This window comes from Pseudonocardia sp. DxW, assembly GCF_058448985.1.
In genome coordinates, this window is the sequence record NZ_JBZFLK010000008.1 from 1 (window position 1) to 16,955 (window position 16,955).

Consider the following 16,955-nt stretch of genomic DNA (forward strand, 5'->3'; position numbering starts at 1 on the left):
ATGGATGGCGTAGGAACCTCCATCGTCGGGAGACCTCGACGTCTATCTGCGGACCGACGCGCCCGGCCGACCTACACCGTCATCTGGGAAGAGCCGGCAAAGATCGTGATCTCGGGCGTCATGAAGCTCGCCGCCCGGCACGGCGCGATCGCCTACAACCCGGTCCGGGAGGTCGCCCGGATCGACTCCGAGCCCCGCCGGCCTCCGCGCTCGCTGACCGCGGCCGAACGCACGGCCTGGCTGGATGCGGTGGAGCAGAGCACGAAGGCGCGGGACTGGGACCTGCCCGACCTGACCCGGATGATGCTGGCGACCGGGGTCCGGATCGGTGAGGCCCTGGCGGTCGGCTGGTCGGAGGTCGACCTCGACGAGGGTGTGGTGGACGTCCGTTGGCGTCTGGTCCGCCGCACCGGGGTCGGCCTGCTCCGGCTGCCCTCGACCAAGTCGGGCCGCAAGGGCGAGCGCGTGGTCCCCATCCCCTCGTGGGGGCTGACGATGTTGAAGCGCCGGCGCCTGGCGATCGGCCCGGGTGTGGAGGCGGTGTTCCCGGACTCCCTGGGCGGCTGGCGGGACCCGGCGAACGTCCGACGGGTCTGGCGCCAGGTGCGCGACGACGCCGAGCTTGACGGGCTCGTGAGTCACACGCTGCGTAAGACCGTGGCGAGCTTCCTGGACGACGCGAACGTGACCGTCCGGAAGATCAGTGACCAGCTGGGCCACTCCAAGATCAGCATGACGCAGGACCGCTACCTCGGGCGCAGGCTCACCGACCGTGAGACGGCCGAGGTCCTGGAGGGCATGTTCGACAGCGACGGGGACGGGTAAGTGGTCCCAAAGTGGTACTGCGATCTTGGTCAGATGATCAGTGCGACGCTGTGACCTGGTGATTGTGTGGGCCCCCGGGGGATCGAACCCCGAACCCGCGGATTAAAAGTCCGCTGCTCTGCCGATTGAGCTAGAGGCCCCAGAAACCACCCCGACCGACGCCGGGGCGGAACCGCCGCCGGATGATCTGTCCCCCCGGACGGTCTCGGCGATCCCGGGTCACATCGTACAGCCGGGCGGCACCGATCTCGTCAATGCGACACCTCCGGACGGGGAGGCGCCGGCTACTCGCCGCGGCTCTCGATCGCCTCGGTGAGCTCCCGCTTCCACGCCTCGCGCTCGTCCGGGTGATTGCGGCCCATGTCGGAGATGCAGTCCGCGCAGCGCCCGACGATCGTCAGAAGCGCCCCGGTGGAGCAACGGACACAGCTGACCGGCTCGGCGACCGCGTCCAGCGGGTCGGGGAGATCCTCGGTGCGCTCGACCACGTCGGTAGTCACTCGGCAACGGTAGCGGACACCCGACCCGGTGGATCCGGGCCACGACGGCGTGGCGGATCCGGCCCGAAAGTCCGGTTCGGCGCACCATCGGGGCATGAGGTTCCGACGTACGACCACCCGGCTCGCGATGCTCGGCGCGGCCGCGCTCCTCGTCACCGCCTGCGGCGGCAACGGGAACGGCGACGACCAGCAGGCCGAGGTCACGGCCGGGCAGACCGTCCAGGTCTCCGCCACGTTCGCCGAGGGCGGCGAGGGTCCCGCCTACACCTACGACACCGAGCTCGTCCCGGTGGGCGCGACCGTCGAGGTGACGAGCGAGGAGAGCGAGGGCTCGACGACGACCACGCTGCGGGTGACCGGCCTCCAGCCGAACCGCACGTACGGCTCGCACGCGCACACCCAGGCGTGCACGCCCGAGGACGGCGCCGACGCCGGCCCGCACTACCAGTTCTCCGAGGACCCGGTCACGCCGAGCGTCGACCCGGCGTACGCGAACCCGCAGAACGAGATCTGGCTCGATGTCACCACCGACGGGACCGGTGCCGGCGAGTCGACGAGCACCGTCCCGTGGACCTTCCCGGACGACCGCCGCGCGGAGTCGGTGATCCTGCACGAGGAGCCCACCGCGACCCACGCCGGGCACGCCGGCACCGCCGGTGGCCGCCCGGGCTGCGTGACCGTCGACTTCTGATCCGTCCCCCGTCGGCGGGCGGGGCGCGACGCGCGGGACGCACCTGGGACAATCGTCGGTGTGACCGTGCAGTACGCCCCCGCCCGTCGCGGACGCGTGCTGCCACCGTTGCGGATCGGCCCCTACGCGGTCGACACGCCGGTGGTGCTCGCACCGATGGCCGGTATCACGAACGCCGGCTTCCGCCGTCTGTGCCGGGAGCAGGGCGCCGGCTACTACGTCTGCGAGATGATCACCGCCCGCGGGCTGGTGGAGAAGAACCCGCTCACCTTCCGCATGATCGCCTTCGACGGCGACGAGCACCCCCGTTCGATGCAGCTCTACGGCGTCGATCCGGCGTCGATGCGCCGGGCCGCCGAGATGATCGTCGAGCGCGATCTCGCCGACCACATCGACATGAACTTCGGCTGCCCGGTCCCGAAGGTCACCCGTCGCGGCGGCGGCGCCGCGCTGCCGTTCAAGCGGAAGCTGTTCGAGCGGATCGTGCGGGCCGCGGTCGAGGGGGCGGGCGACCGGCCGGTCACCGTCAAGATGCGGATCGGCATCGACGACGAGCACCACACCCACCTCGAGGCCGCCCGGATCGCGGTCGACTCGGGCGCGGTCGCCGTCGCACTGCACGCCCGCACCGCGTCCCAGCGGTACTCCGGCGCCGCCGACTGGAGCGCGATCGCCCGGCTGCGCGAGGCCGTGCCGGCGCACGTCCCGGTGCTCGGCAACGGCGACATCTTCTCCGCGCAGGACGCGCTGGACATGGTCGCGCGCACCGGGTGCGACGGCGTCGTGGTCGGCCGGGGCTGCCTGGGTCGGCCGTGGCTGTTCGGCGACCTGGAAGCGGCGTTCGCCGGGCGCGAGCTGCCCGCCCCGCCGAACCTCGGCCAGGTCGCGGCGACGCTGCGCCGGCACGCCGTGCTGCTCTGCGAGCACATGGGCGACCACAAGGGCATCCGCGACGTCCGCAAGCACGTCGCCTGGTACCTCAAGGGCTTCCCGGTCGGCTCGGACCTGCGCCGCAGCCTGGGCATGGTCACCTCGATCGGGCATCTCGACGACCTGCTGGCCGAGCTGGACCCGCACGAGCCCTTCCCAGCGGACGCCGACGGCCCGCGTGGCCGTCAGGGCTCCCCCGGCCGGGTGGTGCTCCCGGAGCACTGGCTCGACGACCCGGACGACCCGTCCGTCCCCTTCGGTGCGGACGTGGAGCACTCCGGCGGCTGATCATCGAGTGTCCGGGCCACCCCGGGGCGACGGGTCCGTCCCCGGGCCGGGGGAACCGGACACGCCGAACGGGTACTGAATCATCATGCGCCTCAAGCACCACAATCGTCGCACCGATAACACCGGTGATGATCGACGAGACGGGAGGTGGACGGTGACCGACACGGCCTGGACGGTGCGCAACCTGGTGCGCTCCGCACGGCGCGCGGCGCTGCCGCCCACCGACGTCGCCCCCGGTCCCGGGATCGGTGACGTCCCGCCGACGACGCCCACCGCCCGGGCCGCGCTGCACACCGCCGCCGCGGAGCGGCTCGCCGCCCACGACCGGTTCGAGCAGGCGTATCTGCACCTGCGCGAGGCGGTCCGGCTGCTGAACGGCGCCGCGGTGGTCGAGGACGAGCTGGACCGGCTGCGTCGCGAGCACGCCGAGGCGCACGAGCAGAGCCGCCGGGACAGCCTGACCGCCTCCTACAACCGGCGCTACCTGGACGAGACGCTCGCCGACCTGCTCGGCGCCGACCGGCAGGTCTGCCTGGCGCTCGCCGACATCGACCACTTCAAGCTGGTCAACGACACCCACGGGCACCCCTTCGGCGACCGGGTCCTGCAGCGGATCGTGCTCGAGCTCGGCCGGGCGCTGCCCCGGGGCGCGTTCTGCGCCCGGTACGGCGGCGAGGAGTTCGCCCTGGTGCTGCCCGGTCTCGGCCCGGACGAGGGCGTCGCGGCCTGCGAGGCGGCCCGCGAGCGGGTGGCCGCGCACGACTGGTCCGAGCTCCACCCCGAGCTGCGGATGACGATCAGCATCGGCATCGCGCACACCGGCCCCGGGGACGCGGCGGTGGACCCGCTGGTCGCCGAGGCCGACCTGCTGCTCTACACGGCCAAGCAGGCGGGCCGCAACGCCGTCGCGCACCGTGGCCCGGGCGGCCGCGTGGTGCTCGCCGGTGCGGCATCCGGACGCAGGTCGATCCCCCAACCGGACGCACACGGCGGCCGCCCCGGGCCACCGTCCCCGCTGACGGCTGAATAGACTCACCGCGCAGGATCCGGTCGTCCGCGTCCCCCGACACGGACGGCGAGCGCGCCGGGAACGGCCGCGCGAGGAGGAGGCCCGGTGCAGGACGGCGACGACGACGGCCACCGGCCCCGGCGTACCCGCCGCAGGGCCGACGCCGCCGATCCGCCGGACCAGCCCGCGGACGACCGGCCCGGGTCGCCTCCCCCCACCGGCTCCGGCCGGCAGGTGCCGCCCGGCCCCGTCCCGCCGGCCGGGGTGCGACGGGTGCGCGGTGGCCGGGTGCCCCGGCACCCCGGTGGCCCCGCACCGGGCGGTTCCCGTCCGGGTGGCCCGGTACCCACCGGGTCCGGCCCGGCCGGACCCGCCCCCACGACGCCGGCCCCCGGCATGCCCGGGCCGGTGGTGCCCGGCCGTGGCCCGGCGCGGTCCGGCCCGGCCACGCTGCCACCCGGCCTCCCCCGGGCGACCGGCACCGGCGACCACCACCCGGCGGGCGGCCCCACACCGCCTCCACCGGACAACCGCAACCCGGCGGGCGGCCCCATCCCTCCCCCACCGGACAACCGCAATCCGGCCACACCCGCACCCGGCCTCCCCCGGCCGGTCGGCACCGGCGGCCACGGTCCTGCGGGCCCCGGCCCGGCCGTCCCCACGACCGGCGCCGCCGGCCATGCCGGTCCGGCAGTCCCCGCGACCGGTGCTGCCGGCCGCCCCGGTCCGGCCGGCAGCACCGGCGGTGTGCCCGCCACCGACCGGCCGGCGGCAGCACCGACGGGACCGGCCCGCACCGGGCCCGACGACGCGCCGAACGGTGACCGCCGCGCCGCGCCGGAGCCGCCCGCCGCGCCGGGACGCGGCCCCGGACCGGAACGCGCCACTCCGGAACGCGGCGCAGGCGAACGCGGCGCAGGCGAACGTGCGGCGGAGGGCCGGAAGCCGGCCGGGAAGGCGCCCGCCCGGAGCGCCACCGACTCCCGGGAGACCCAGATCTCGGCGGTGCCCCGCCGGCTGCGCCGCCGCTACGCCGACGAGGTCGCCGACGAGCCACCCGCCGGTACGCCGGGCGGGACGGGTGCGGTGGGCGAGCCGGGCAACGCAGCGGACGCAGGCAACCCGGCCGGAGCCACCGTGACCGGCGCACCGGCGACCGGTCCGGCCGCGGCCGGACCAACAGCAGCCGGCGCAACAGCAGGCAGCGCGACAGCAGCCGGCGCGACAGCAGGCAGCGCAACAGCAGGCAGCGCAACAGCAGGCAGCGCAACAGCAGGCGGCGCGACGGAAGCGACCGGGGCCGCCCCCACCCGTCCCGACCGCCGGCGCTGGGCCCGGATCGGCGCGGCCACGGCGGCCGCGCTGGTCCTGGTCACCACCGCGTTCGGGTTCAGCGCCCGCGGCCAGGTGTACGACGGGATCCGGCCGGCCGCGGCGCTCGCCCCTGACTCCGACGCGATCCTGGACGCCGACACCCAGACCGGCGACCGGAACATCCTGGTCCTGGGCTTGCAGCCCGACCGCGCGGACACACCGGAGTCGGCCCGCACCGACACCGCGGTCCTGGTCCACCAGCCGGCGGGCGGCGGCCAGCCGGTGACCCTGTCGGTGCCCGCGACGCTCGAGGTGGCCCGGCCGCCGTGCGGCCGCTGGGACCCGGCGACCGGCAGCTACGGCGACACCGTCCCGGCCGAGTCGCGGACGGCGTTCGCGACCGCCTACGACATCGGCGGCCCGGCCTGCACCGTCGGCGTCGTGCAGCAGCTCACCGGCATCCCGGTGACCGGTGTCGTCGCACTCGACCTGGCGGGCACCCCGGAGCTGGTCGACGCCGTCGGCGGAATCCGGGTCTGCACCGAGCGCCCGGTGGTCGATCCGGTGCTCGGGCCGGTCGTCGAGGGTTCGGGATCGGTCCCGCTGGACGGCCCGCTCGCCCTCCGGTTCGCCGCCGCCGCCGCGACCGCCGACAGCTCCCCCGCGAACCGGGTGCAGCGCCAGCAGCGGGTGCTCGGCGCCGCGCTGGGCGACGCGCTCTCCACGACCTCGCTGCTCACCCCGGGGGCCGCCGGCCGGGCCGCCGAGGGTGTGTCGGCGGCGATCGTCGCCGACGGCGTCGACGCCGGGGAGATCCTGACCCTGGCCCGCGGCCTCGGCCGGGCCGGCACCGCAGGCGACGGGAGCACTCCGCTCTTCCTGGGCCTGCCGGTCTCCGAGACGCCGAACACCCGCGGGCACCTGGAGCTGCAGCGCAGCGACGCGCAGGCGCTGTTCGCCGCGCTGCGCAAGCACGAGCCGCTGCCCGAGTCGGCGACCGCGCCGGCCGCCCGGTCCGCCGCCGCCCCGGCGACCGCCGGGACGGTCGTCGACGTGGTCGACGCCACCGGCTCCCCCGGCTCGGTCGACCGGATCGCCGAGAACCTGCGGGAGCGCGGCTACGAGATCGGCGCCGTCCGCACCGGCGATCCCGCCGAGGGCGCGACGGTCCGCTACTCCCCCGACCGGACCGACGCGGCGGGCACGCTCGTCGGCGTGCTCCCCGGGGCGTGGCCCGCGCCGGACCCGACCGGCAGCGGACGGCTGGAGATCGTCGTCGGGGCGACCGGCACCGCCCCGGTGCAGGCCGTCCCGGCCGACGACGCCGACTGTTCCTGAGCGCCGCGGCGGGGCCCGGAGCCTCCGGACGTCGGACACCGTTCATCGTTGGTTCATCCGCCGAGGCTGACCGGGGTCGACACCGGCTCTAGGCTCGGGGCATGCGCGACACGTACCAGGAGCAGCTGGACGAGCTGGCGTCCGGCCTGGCGGGGATGTGCGACGACGTCGCCGCCGCCATGGACCGCGCGACCCGCTCGCTGCTCGAGGCCGATCTGCAGCTCGCCGAACAGGTCATCTCCGAGGACGTCCGGATCGACGGGGTCCGTGCGACCGCCGAGCACCGGGCGTTCGGGCTGCTCGCGCTGCAGGCCCCGGTGGCGACCGACCTGCGGGTCGTCGTCGCCGCGATCCACGGTGCGGGTGACATCGAGCGGATGGGCGATCTCGCCCTGCACGTGGCGCAGGCGGCCCGGCGGCGGCACCCGCAGTCGGTGCTGCCCGACGAGGTCAAGCCGTACTTCACCGAGATGGGCCGGGTCGGGGTGGCGCTGGCCGAGAAGGCGGGCCGGGTGATCCGGAGCCGGGACCTGGAGGCGGCGACCGAGCTGGAGGTCGACGACGACGAGATGGACGACCTCCACCAGCACATGTTCACCGTGCTGATGGACCGCAACTGGACGCACGGGGTGTCCGCCGCCGTCGACGTCGCGCTGCTCGCCCGGTTCTACGAGCGTTACGCAGATCACGCGGTGGCCGTCGCCCGGCGGATCGTCTACGTCGTCACCGGCCAGATGCCGGGCCCGCTGGCCGTCTGAGGGTCGCCGCACGGCGCGCGGGAACCCCGGCGCCCGCCGGATCGCGTTTGGCGGTGAGACGGCCGGGGCACACCTGAGCCATGGAACACGCGGGGTGTGTCGTCACCGAGGTGACCGGCACGTCGGACGAGAGCGTCGAGGAGGCGATCCGGAACGGCGTCGGCCGGGTCGGGCAGTCCCTCGAGTGGTTCGAAGTCGCCGGTGTGCGCTCCACCGTGCTCGCCTCGACCGAGCGTTTCCAGGTCGACCTGCGGGTCGGCGTCCGGATGGCCGCCTGAGCGGCCGGCACGCGCCGCCCGTTCACCGACCGTTCATCGCAGTCCCGGCGAGGCCGCCGTCCGAGCCGATCTAAGGTCGTGGGCATGCGCAGGGAGACACTCGACGACAACCTGACGCAGCTGCAGGCCATGCTCGACGAGATGGGCCCGCTGGTCGTGACGGCGTTCCGCAACGCCTCCGAGGCCCTCCTGCACAACCGTCGCCGGCTGGCCGAGCAGGTCGTCGCCCGCGACCACATCATCGACGGGCACCGGGCCGCGATCGAGCTGCTGGCCGTCGAGACGATGGCGCTGCACCAGCCGATGGTGAGCCCGCTGCGGTCGGTGATCACCGCGCTGCGCTGCTCGCAGCAGCTGGAGCGGATGGGTGACCTGGCCCGGCACGTCGCCGAGGTGGTCGTCCGGGCCGGTGACCGGCCGGCGCTGCCCGAGCAGGCCGTCGAGCTGTTCACCGAGTACGGCACGCTGGTCACCGCGCTGGGGCACAAGGCCGTCACCGTGCTCCGCACCCGCAACGTCATCCTCGCCTGCGAGCTGGAGTCCGACGACGACGCGATCGACGAGGTGCACCGCTCGGTGTTCGAGCTGATGTTCGGGCCCACCTGGGCGGCCGGCGTGCCCGCCGCGGTGGACGCCGCGCTGCTGGCCCGGTTCCACGAGCGCTACGCCGACCACTGCGTGCACCTGGCGAATCACGTCGTCTACGCGGTCACCGGGGCCACCCCGGACGAGGTCACCCTCTGACCGCCGGCACACGGGTCGGCCCCGGCGCCCCACGCGGGGCACCGGGGGCGGACGGGCCGGGGCCGGCTCAGCCGAAGCGGCCGGAGACGTAGTCCTCGGTGGCCTTCTGCGACGGCTGGGAGAAGATCGTCTTGGTCTCGTCGATCTCGACCAGCTTGCCGGGCTTGCCGGTGCCCTCGATGTTGAAGAAGCCGGTGAAGTCGCTGACCCGGGCGGCCTGCTGCATGTTGTGGGTCACGATGACGATCGTGTAGTCGTTCTTCAGCTCGTTGATCAGGTCCTCGATCGCGAGCGTGGAGATCGGGTCCAGCGCCGAGCACGGCTCGTCCATCAGCAGCACGTCCGGGCGCACCGCGATCGCGCGGGCGATGCACAGCCGCTGCTGCTGGCCGCCGGACAGGCCGGAACCGGGCTTCTCGAGGCGGTCCTTGACCTCGTTCCACAGGTTCGCGCCGCGCAGCGAGCGCTCGACGGTGTCGTCGAACTCGGCCCGCGACGCCCGGCGGTTGTTCAGCTTCATCCCCGCGATCACGTTGTCGTAGATCGACATCGTGGGGAACGGGTTCGGCCGCTGGAACACCATGCCGATCTGCCGGCGCACGCCGACCGGATCGACGTTCGCCCCGTAGAGGTCCTGGCCGTCCAGCTCGAGCCTGCCCTCGACGCGGGCGCCCGGGATGTTCTCGTGCATCCGGTTGATCGAGCGCAGGAAGGTCGACTTGCCGCAGCCGGACGGCCCGATCAGCGCGGTCACCGTCTTCGGGTTGATCGTCATGTTGACGCCCTCGACCGCGAGGAACGAGCCGTAGTAGATGTTCAGGTTCTTGGCTTCGACGCTCTTACCCATGGCGGGATGTCCTATCGGGTCTTCGGGGCGAAAAACTTCGAGATCAGCCGGGCGACGACGTTCAGCACCATCACGATGAGCATCAGCACCAGGGCCGCGGTCCACGCCCGGTCGAGGAACGGCTCACGGGGCACGCCGGGCACCGCGTAGGAGTAGTAGGAGAACACCGGCAGGGTCGCCATCCGGCCGTCGAACGGGTTGAGGTTCACCCCGGTCGCGAGGCCGACCGTGACCAGCAGCGGCGCCGTCTCGCCGATCACCCGGGCGATCGCCAGGGTGATGCCGGTGGCGATGCCGCCCGCCGTCGTCGGGATGACGACCTTGAGGATCGTCCGCCACTTCGGCACGCCCAGCGCGAACGACGCCTCGCGCAGCTCGTTCGGGACGATCTTGAGCATCTCCTCGGTGGAGCGCACCACGATCGGGATCATCAGCACGGTGAGCGCGACGGCTCCGACGAAGCCGAACCGCACGCCCGGGCCGAGCAGCAGCGCGAACAGCGCATAGGCGAACAGGCCGGCGACGATCGACGGGATGCCCGTCATGACGTCGACGAAGAAGGTGATCGCCCGGGCCAGCCGCGAGTTGTTGCCGTACTCGACCAGGTAGATGGCGGTCAGCACGCCGACCGGGATGGACATGGCCGCAGCCAGCCCGGTGATGATCAGGGTGCCCTGGATGGCGTGCAGCGCACCGCCGCCCTCGCCGACCACGCCCCGCATCGAGTTGGTGAAGAAGGTGGCGTCGAACCGCTCCCAGCCCTGGCTGACCACGGTGTAGAGCACCGAGACCAGCGGGATCATCGCGAGCAGGAACGCGCTGGTCACCACGACCGTGACCAGCCGGTCGGCGGCCTTGCGGGCACCCTCGACGACGCGTGACGCGGTGTAGGTGGCGCCCGCGTACACCACGGCGGTGAAGAACAGCCACAGCCCGACGCCGGAGCCGATCGCCAGCACCACGCCCGCCATGACGGCGGCGGTGACGGCGAGGATGCCCAGCGGCGCCCACCGCGGGAGGCTGCCCTTGCGGCGCAGGACCGCCGGTGTGGCGGAGGCGGGGGCCTCCAGCCCGGTTCCGGTCACGGGGACCTCTCCGGTGCGGTCGGGTTCGGTTCCGGTGGACATCTCAGTTCGCTCCGGAGAAGTCGCGGCGGCGCTCGACGATGTAGCGGGCGAGCATGTTGACCAGGAGGGTGATCACGAAGAGCACCAGACCGGACGCGATCAGCACGTTGACCCGCAGCCCGGACGCCTCCGGGAACTGCAGCGCGATGTTCGCCGCGATCGTCGCCGGGTTCTCGGAGCTGATCAGGTTGAAGGTGATCGCGCCGGACACGGAGAGGATCATCGCGACGGCCATCGTCTCGCCCAGTGCGCGGCCGAGGCCCAGCATGGCGCCGGAGATGATCCCGGAACGGCCGAACGGCAGGACCGCGAGCCGGATCATCTCCCAGCGGGTGGCGCCGAGCGCGAGCGCGGCCTCCTCGTGCAGCTTCGGCGCCTGCAGGAACACCTCGCGGGCGACCGCGGTGATGATCGGCAGGATCATCACCGCCAGCACCAGCCCGACGACCAGCATGGTGCGGCCGGTGGTCGACGGCGGGCCGGCGAACAGCGGGATCCAGCCGAGGTTGTCGGCGAGCCAGGTGGACAGGCCGACCGAGAGCGGCGCCAGCGTCCAGGCGCCCCACAGGCCATACACGATCGAGGGGACCGCGGCGAGCAGGTCCACGATGTAGCTGAGCCCCTGGGACAACCTGCGCGGGGCGTAGTGGCTGATGAACAGGGCCACCATGACGGCCAGCGGGGTCGCCACCACCAGCGCGATCACCGCGCTGAGCAGCGTGCCGAAGATCAGCGGGGCGACGTAGAGGACGATCCCGCCGGGCAGCTCCGACTCGGAGGCGGTGATCGCCGGGAAGGCCTCGATGAGCAGGAAGGCCGCGACCCCGGCCAGGACGACCAGGATCAGGATCCCGGCGCCCTTCGCGGAACCGGCGAAGATGCGGTCACCGAGCTGCGAGACCGGCTTCCCGGCAGGGCGCTCAGGCGGGGCGTGAGTGGTGGTCACAGTGATCCCTGGATGTGCGGACGTGCGCTGGGCAGGGTCGGAACGGCACCCGGAGCCCCGGGCCGCGCGTCCATGATGAACACCGCCCGGGGCTCCTGGCTAGATGACATACGACTCGATCTCCAGTGGTCGCAGGACCCGCTCAGCCACCGGCCGAGATGCTGTCGATCACGGGCGTGATCTCGCTGCGCAGGGTGTCCGAGAGCGGGGCGGAACCGGCGGCCTGGGCCGCGGCCTCCTGGCCCTCGGCGCTGACGACGTAGCTCAGGAACGCCTTCGCCACGTCGGCCTGCGCCTGGTCCGGGTAGGTCGGGCAGGCGATCAGGTAGGACACGAGCACCACCGGGTAGGCGCCGCCGGCGGCGGTCCGGTTGAGCTCGTAGGCGAACGAGCCGTCGCCCTGGCCCTCGACCCGCTGGGACTCCTCGAAGATCTGCGCGGCGGCCTCGGCGGTCGGCGCCACGTCCTGGTCACCCAGCTTGACGTTCGCCTGGCCCAGGTCGCCCGCCTGCGAGGCGTCGGCGTAGCCGATGGTGCCGTTGCCCGCGTTCACCGCACCGATCACACCGGAGGTGCCCTGGGCGGCCTCGCCGCCCTGGATCGGCCAGTTGCCGTCGGCCTCGTCGGTCCAGACGTCCGGCGCGGCCTGGTTCAGGAAGTCCGTGAGGTTCTCGGTGGTGCCCGACTCGTCGGAGCGGTGCACCGGGGTGACGGCGGTGGCCGGGAGCGTGACGCCGGGATTGTCGGCGACGATCGCCGGGTCGTCCCAGGTGGTGATCTCGCCCCGGAAGATCCCGGCGATGGTGGCCGGGGAGAGGCTGAGGTCCTGCACGCCGTCGAGCTTGTAGACGATCGCGATCGGCGAGACGTAGTTCGGGATCTCGATGACCGAGCCGCCGCAGCGCTGGCGGGCCTCGTCCAGCTGCTCATCGTGGAGGTAGGCGTCCGAGCCGGCGAACTGCACACCGCCCTGGATGAACTGGGTGCGGCCGCCGCCGGAGCCGACCGGGTCGTAGTTCACGGTCGCGTCCGGGTTGGCGTCGCCGAACCCGGCGATCCACGCCTGCATCGCGGCCTGCTGGGAGCTCGCACCGGCGCCCGAGATCGTGCCGGAGAGGCCCTCGGCCTCGGCCGCACCGCCGCCCTCGTTCGCCGCGCCACAGCCGGCGACGAACAGCGCACATGTGGTGGCGAGGCCGACGGCCGCCAAGCGCGCCCGGGGCGCGCGCCGCTTCGTCTTCACTGCAGGTTCCTCCGTGGTCGGCTGGTGCCGTTCGGGATGACGGCCCGGGGTGGCCGTCCGAGCGCAGACGCTAGGAGCCGCCGTTGGACGCAGGACCCACGGAAGATGAACGTGGAATGAACAGGACCGCCGGTCGGGGGATCCGTGTCACACGATCGACGAGCGGCGACCGGACGATGATCACTACCGGGTGTAGTTGACGTCGGCGGCGTGCACCCCGAAGGCGAGCCGCTCGTAGACCCGGACGGCGGGGGCGTTGTCCGCCTCGACGTAGAGCAGCACCGTGCCGAGCCCGCGATCGCGCAGGTGGTGCAGCCCGGCCAGGGTCAGCACCCGGCCCAGGCCGCGGCCGTGCGCGGCCGGGTCGACGCCGAGCACGTAGACCTCGCCCATCGCGGGCTCGTCGCCCGTGGCGGGATGCACCTTGGTCCAGTGGTAGCCCAGCAGCGTGCCGGACGGGTCGGTGGCCAGCAGGAACCCGTCGGCGTCGAACCAGTCCTCGGCCTGCCGGGCGGCGAGCTCCTCGCCGGTCCACCCGCCCTGCTCGGGATGCCAGTCGAAGGCGGCGTTGTTGACCCGCAGGAACTCGGCGTCGTCCCGGCCGGGGACGAACGAGCGGAGGGTGACGCCGTCGGGGAGCTCCACCTCGGGCAGCGCCGGGGCGTCCGGCCCGGCCAACGGGCGGCGCATCTGCCACAGCACCCGGTCCCGGCGGTAGCCGCGGGCCGCGGCGAGCGCCTTCGCGGCGTCCAGGTCGCCGTGCGCCCACACGTGCGGATCGGGCGTCGCCGTCTCCAGCGCCGCGACCAGGGCGCTGCCGATCCCGCGCCGGCGCCGGTCCGGGTGCACCGCCAGCTCGGCGTACCCGCCGTCGAGCTGGGCGTACCCGCCGACCGCGACGTCTCCGGCACCGCCGGTGCCGGAGACCAGGTGCAGCACCCCGTCCGCGGTCGCGCCGGGGCGCAGGTTGCGGAGGAACGCCTCGGACAGCGGCTCCGCGCCGTCCGCGCGCGATGCGGCGGCGAGCAGTTCGTGCACCGCGGCGGCGGTGTCGGCGTCGAGTCGGGTGAGCACCTGCGGATCCACGGGCCGGACCCTAGTGCCCACCCGATCGACGGCGTCGGCGTCGGTCAGCGCGAGGAGAGCGCCCCCGGGGTGGTCCGGCCCGGGGGGGTCGGACGGGCCGCCCCGGGGAGGCGACGGTCGGCGGGTTCGGGATCGGTCTCGTCCTCCGGGTCCGGCGGGGCGGTGAGACCGCCGCGGGACGGCCGGACGAACTTGTAGCCGACGTTGCGCACGGTGCCGATCATCTGCTCGTGCTCACCGCCGAGCTTGGCCCGCAACCGCCGTACGTGGACGTCGACCGTCCGGGTGCCACCGAAGAAGTCGTACCCCCAGACCTCCTGCAGCAGCTGGGCCCGGGTGAACACCCGGCCCGCGTGCTGCGCGAGGTACTTGAGCAGCTCGAACTCCTTGTACGTGAGCTCGAGCAGGCGGCCCTTGAGCCGGGCCGAGTAGGTGGCCTCGTCGATGACCAGCTCGCCGAGCACCAGCGCACCGCCACCGGATGCGGACTCCGCGCCGGGCCGCGAACGCAGCAGCCGCAGCCGGGCGTCCACCTCGGCGGGCCCGGTGTCCGGCAGCAGAATCTCGTCCACCACCCACTCGCCGGAGACCGCCACCAGACCGCCCTCGTTGAGGACGGCGATGACAGGGACGTCGGTTCCCGTACTGCCGAGCAACCGGCACAGGCTCCGGGCCGCCACCAGGTCACTGCGGGCGTCGACGAGGACCGCGTCGTGCGGTCCGGCGTCGAGCAGTGCGGCCACCTCGGGGGCCGCGGTCCGCACGTTGTGCGGGAGCAGGGACAGGGCAGGCAGCACGGCGGCCGCGTCGGGAGCCGTGGTCAGCAGGAGCAGTTCCATGGACTCCTCCTCTCGCGCGATACGTGGACGATACCGCCACGTCACGCGCTGGTCAGCCGGATCGCGATCAGCCTCACGCCCGCCGGGTGTATCGATCCACCCGGACCGGCCTACCGGACCTGTCCGGAAGGTGAGGTCGGGGGTCGGGCGCGGGCACGGAGCGTCAGGTCTCTACCGTTCTGGGGTCCCGAACCCGCCACAGGGAGGCACCGCCCGTGGGAGGCACCGTGAAGCGGGCGCTCGCCGCCGTGCTGGCCGTGGCCGCCGTGCTCGTGCTGGCCGATCTCGGTACCGGCGCCGCGGCGGAGTCCGGCATCGCCCGGCAGATGCGCGACACCCTCGACCTGCCGGAGGACCCGGCCGTGCGGGTGACCGGCCTCTCCTTCCTGGCCCAGGCGGTGACCGGCCGCTACGGCAAGGTCGAGGTGAGCATGGATCGGGTGCCGATCGGCCCGCTGCGCACCCCGGAGGTGCGCGCGGAGCTCTACGGCGTGCGCGCCCCGCTGTCCGCGCTGGTCGGCTCCGGCCCCGCCGAGTTCCGCGCGGCCGCCGCCGAGGGGGCCGTCCGGATCAGCCCGAACGACGTCCGGCGGATGGTCGTCGCGGCCGGCGGGCCGGCAGCCGCGGTCGAGCGGCTGACCGTCGAGGAGGTCGACGCGAACGCGATCGACTCCGCGATCCGGGCCGGCGCCGACCCGACCCTGCGCGGCACCGACCCGCGCACCGCCGCCCGGTTCGTCGCCGAGCTGCCGGTGGACGGCTCGGACACCCGGGTGGGCGTGCTGAGCGCGCTCGTCGTCACCGACGGCGTGCTGCGGATCGTGCCGCGCGACGTCCGGGAGATGGACACGAACGAGCCCGTCCCGGCCGCGGTGCGCGACTCGCTGCTGCGCGCGCTGGCCGTCGAGCTCGATCCCGGGACGCTCCCGCTGGGCGTCACGCCGACGTCGGCCTCGGTTCCGGAGTACAACGTCCTGGAGATCTCCGGGGCGGTCCGGGATCTGGACATCGGCGGGGACGGGGCCACCCGCTCCACCAGCTGACCCGGGGAGGCGCAGGTGCAGACCGGTGGACTGGTCGTCCTGATCGTGGTGCTGGCGCTGGCGACGGTGGCCGGTCTGCTGCTGCGCAACCGCTCCGGGCGGGTCCGGACGACGACGGCGGCCCGGGCGGCCGGCCCCTGCGGCTGGGAGCTGGCCGGGATCGCGCCGGACGGCAGACGCGCCCTGCTGCTGCAGCTCTCCTCGCCGGTGTGCACGCCGTGCCGGCAGACCGCGCGGTTGCTCGGCGACCTGGCGGCCGCCGATCCGGGGCTCGCGCACGTCGAGGTCGACGTGGCCGAGCGGATCGACGTGGCCCGCGCGCTGGGTGTGCTGCGCACCCCGACCACCGTCGTCTTCGACGCCGCGGGCGGCGAGATCCTGCGCGTCTCCGGGGTCCCGCGCACCGACGAGCTGACCGGCGCCCTGCCGGCCTGACCGGACACCCTCCCGCTCCGTGACGCATCGGCGGGGCGCACGGGGTGTGCGGGTCGCTCCGGGTCGGTTACGCTCGGGGTGTGAACTGGCCGCTGACCCGACGCCGCGCAGTCGATCTGTGCCGCCTCGCCGGCTGCCTCTGTCTGGACTCCTGACCCGCGTGCCCTCCCGCCGCGGCGTCCGTCGGGCGCCCGGCTGAAACCCGGTTCACCAGGAGTGTCCATGTCCGTCACGGACAACGGGCCCGCGCGCACCGAGCCCCGGCTCGATCCGCGTGGTGTCCGGTTCTCCGCCGCCCTCACCACCGTCGTCCTGGCGCTGGTGCTGGTCAGCGGCAGCGGCCTGCTCGCCATCGCGCAGGCCGTCGTCTTCGCCGTCGGCGCCGTCGCCGGGATGCGGTTCGCCCCGTACGGAGCGCTGTACCGGGTACTGCTCGCGCCGCGGCTGGGGCCGCCCACCGAGTGGGAGGACGCCGCCCCGGTCCGCTTCTCGCAGACCGTCGGGCTGGTGTTCACCGTCGTCGCCGCCGCCGGGTACCTGACCGGCCTGACCGCGCTCGGCGTCGTCGCCGCCGCGGCGGCACTCGTCGCGGCGTTCCTCAATGCGGCCTTCGGCTACTGCCTGGGCTGCGAGATGTACGGGCTGCTCGCCCGCCTGCGCGGTGGCGGCACCGCCGCCGCGCGCCCCTGACCGTCCACACCTTCACGCGACACG

Annotated in this window: 19 protein-coding genes and 1 tRNA gene; 12 read left to right on the forward strand and 8 right to left on the reverse strand. The window is 73.8% G+C overall.

Going from position 1 to position 16,955, the window contains the following annotated elements; all coding sequences use genetic code 11:
- Positions 1 to 825: tyrosine-type recombinase/integrase (locus ACVJO7_RS13870; RefSeq protein ID WP_491673214.1), on the forward strand; the 825-nt coding region annotated here is incomplete at its 5' end.
- 67 nt (positions 826 to 892) lie between these two features.
- Here ACVJO7_RS13870 and ACVJO7_RS13875 read toward each other — a convergent pair.
- Together ACVJO7_RS13875 and ACVJO7_RS13880 are read right to left on the reverse strand one after the other, a co-directional pair.
- Positions 893 to 965, reverse strand: a tRNA-Lys gene (locus ACVJO7_RS13875).
- Between the two features lie 144 nt (positions 966 to 1,109).
- Entirely contained in the window at positions 1,110 to 1,325 is a 216-nt protein-coding gene (locus ACVJO7_RS13880) for a hypothetical protein (protein WP_344024847.1), read from the reverse strand.
- A 94-nt stretch (positions 1,326 to 1,419) separates the two neighbouring features.
- Here ACVJO7_RS13880 and ACVJO7_RS13885 point away from each other — a divergent pair, with 94 nt between their 5' ends.
- The 7 genes from ACVJO7_RS13885 to phoU (ACVJO7_RS13915) all read left to right on the forward strand — a co-directional run bounded on the left by ACVJO7_RS13885 (position 1,420) and on the right by phoU (ACVJO7_RS13915) (position 8,675).
- Positions 1,420 to 2,016 (forward strand): superoxide dismutase, encoded by a 597-nt coding sequence (locus ACVJO7_RS13885; RefSeq protein ID WP_491673215.1) that lies wholly within the window; start codon positions 1,420 to 1,422, stop codon positions 2,014 to 2,016.
- Positions 2,017 to 2,076: 60 nt separating this feature from the next.
- Complete coding sequence (dusB, locus tag ACVJO7_RS13890; RefSeq protein WP_344024851.1) at positions 2,077 to 3,234, forward strand: tRNA dihydrouridine synthase DusB; 1,158 nt, start codon at positions 2,077 to 2,079, stop codon at positions 3,232 to 3,234.
- Between the two features lie 154 nt (positions 3,235 to 3,388).
- Positions 3,389 to 4,264 carry a GGDEF domain-containing protein gene (locus ACVJO7_RS13895; protein ID WP_491673216.1) on the forward strand — a complete coding sequence of 292 codons (876 nt, stop codon included), beginning with the start codon at positions 3,389 to 3,391 and terminating at the stop codon, positions 4,262 to 4,264.
- A gap of 726 nt (positions 4,265 to 4,990) precedes the next feature.
- Positions 4,991 to 6,895, forward strand: coding sequence for an LCP family protein (locus ACVJO7_RS13900; RefSeq protein WP_491673217.1), 1,905 nt, complete (start codon positions 4,991 to 4,993; stop codon positions 6,893 to 6,895).
- 101 nt (positions 6,896 to 6,996) lie between these two features.
- Positions 6,997 to 7,653 (forward strand): phosphate signaling complex protein PhoU, encoded by a 657-nt coding sequence (phoU, locus tag ACVJO7_RS13905; protein ID WP_344024857.1) that lies wholly within the window; start codon positions 6,997 to 6,999, stop codon positions 7,651 to 7,653.
- A 110-nt stretch (positions 7,654 to 7,763) separates the two neighbouring features.
- Entirely contained in the window at positions 7,764 to 7,931 is a 168-nt protein-coding gene (locus tag ACVJO7_RS13910; protein WP_491673218.1) for a dodecin domain-containing protein, read from the forward strand.
- Between the two features lie 84 nt (positions 7,932 to 8,015).
- Positions 8,016 to 8,675: a phosphate signaling complex protein PhoU gene (gene phoU / locus ACVJO7_RS13915; protein WP_491673219.1), complete on the forward strand. Its 660-nt coding sequence runs from the start codon at positions 8,016 to 8,018 to the stop codon at positions 8,673 to 8,675.
- 67 nt (positions 8,676 to 8,742) lie between these two features.
- On the opposite strand, the gene pstB is transcribed toward phoU (ACVJO7_RS13915), so the two are convergent.
- The 6 genes from pstB to ACVJO7_RS13945 form a co-directional block, all read right to left on the reverse strand.
- The gene (pstB, locus tag ACVJO7_RS13920) at positions 8,743 to 9,522 is read right to left on the reverse strand and encodes a phosphate ABC transporter ATP-binding protein PstB (RefSeq protein WP_344024862.1); all 780 of its coding nucleotides are present in this window, start codon (positions 9,520 to 9,522) and stop codon (positions 8,743 to 8,745) included.
- A gap of 11 nt (positions 9,523 to 9,533) precedes the next feature.
- Positions 9,534 to 10,649 carry a phosphate ABC transporter permease PstA gene (gene pstA, locus ACVJO7_RS13925; protein ID WP_425563639.1) on the reverse strand — a complete coding sequence of 372 codons (1,116 nt, stop codon included), beginning with the start codon at positions 10,647 to 10,649 and terminating at the stop codon, positions 9,534 to 9,536.
- Between the two features lies 1 nt (position 10,650).
- Positions 10,651 to 11,595, reverse strand: a complete 945-nt coding sequence (gene pstC / locus ACVJO7_RS13930) for a phosphate ABC transporter permease subunit PstC (RefSeq protein WP_344024866.1) — start codon at positions 11,593 to 11,595, stop codon at positions 10,651 to 10,653.
- Positions 11,596 to 11,737: 142 nt separating this feature from the next.
- Complete coding sequence (gene pstS, locus ACVJO7_RS13935; RefSeq protein ID WP_491673220.1) at positions 11,738 to 12,838, reverse strand: phosphate ABC transporter substrate-binding protein PstS; 1,101 nt, start codon at positions 12,836 to 12,838, stop codon at positions 11,738 to 11,740.
- Between the two features lie 183 nt (positions 12,839 to 13,021).
- Entirely contained in the window at positions 13,022 to 13,924 is a 903-nt protein-coding gene (gene mshD, locus ACVJO7_RS13940) for a mycothiol synthase (RefSeq protein ID WP_491673221.1), read from the reverse strand.
- 44 nt (positions 13,925 to 13,968) lie between these two features.
- Positions 13,969 to 14,763 carry a winged helix-turn-helix transcriptional regulator gene (locus ACVJO7_RS13945; protein WP_491673222.1) on the reverse strand — a complete coding sequence of 265 codons (795 nt, stop codon included), beginning with the start codon at positions 14,761 to 14,763 and terminating at the stop codon, positions 13,969 to 13,971.
- A 215-nt stretch (positions 14,764 to 14,978) separates the two neighbouring features.
- Here ACVJO7_RS13945 and ACVJO7_RS13950 point away from each other — a divergent pair, with 215 nt between their 5' ends.
- From ACVJO7_RS13950 to ACVJO7_RS13965, 4 genes are all read left to right on the forward strand, one after another.
- Positions 14,979 to 15,806 (forward strand): LmeA family phospholipid-binding protein, encoded by an 828-nt coding sequence (locus tag ACVJO7_RS13950; protein WP_491673223.1) that lies wholly within the window; start codon positions 14,979 to 14,981, stop codon positions 15,804 to 15,806.
- A 15-nt stretch (positions 15,807 to 15,821) separates the two neighbouring features.
- Positions 15,822 to 16,241 (forward strand): thioredoxin family protein, encoded by a 420-nt coding sequence (locus tag ACVJO7_RS13955; RefSeq protein ID WP_491673224.1) that lies wholly within the window; start codon positions 15,822 to 15,824, stop codon positions 16,239 to 16,241.
- 80 nt (positions 16,242 to 16,321) lie between these two features.
- Positions 16,322 to 16,396, forward strand: a complete 75-nt coding sequence (locus ACVJO7_RS13960) for an Ms5788A family Cys-rich leader peptide (RefSeq protein WP_358481078.1) — start codon at positions 16,322 to 16,324, stop codon at positions 16,394 to 16,396.
- 67 nt (positions 16,397 to 16,463) lie between these two features.
- On the forward strand, positions 16,464 to 16,931 hold the full coding sequence (locus tag ACVJO7_RS13965) for a DUF4395 domain-containing protein (RefSeq protein ID WP_344024878.1): 468 nt from the start codon (positions 16,464 to 16,466) through the stop codon (positions 16,929 to 16,931).
- The last annotated feature ends 24 nt before the right edge of the window (positions 16,932 to 16,955 follow it).

Bases quoted from the DNA above. Each gene is read 5' to 3' on its own strand.
- phoU (WP_491673219.1), top strand. From the start codon at position 8,016: ATGCGCAGGGAGACACTCGACGACAACCTGACGCAGCTGCAGGCCATG.
- ACVJO7_RS13965 (WP_344024878.1), top strand. From the start codon at position 16,464: ATGTCCGTCACGGACAACGGGCCCGCGCGCACCGAGCCCCGGCTCGAT.
- ACVJO7_RS13945 (WP_491673222.1), bottom strand. From the start codon at position 14,763: ATGGAACTGCTCCTGCTGACCACGGCTCCCGACGCGGCCGCCGTGCTG.
- ACVJO7_RS13885 (WP_491673215.1), top strand. From the start codon at position 1,420: ATGAGGTTCCGACGTACGACCACCCGGCTCGCGATGCTCGGCGCGGCC.
- pstB (WP_344024862.1), bottom strand. From the start codon at position 9,522: ATGGGTAAGAGCGTCGAAGCCAAGAACCTGAACATCTACTACGGCTCG.
- phoU (WP_344024857.1), top strand. From the start codon at position 6,997: ATGCGCGACACGTACCAGGAGCAGCTGGACGAGCTGGCGTCCGGCCTG.
- pstA (WP_425563639.1), bottom strand. From the start codon at position 10,649: ATGTCCACCGGAACCGAACCCGACCGCACCGGAGAGGTCCCCGTGACC.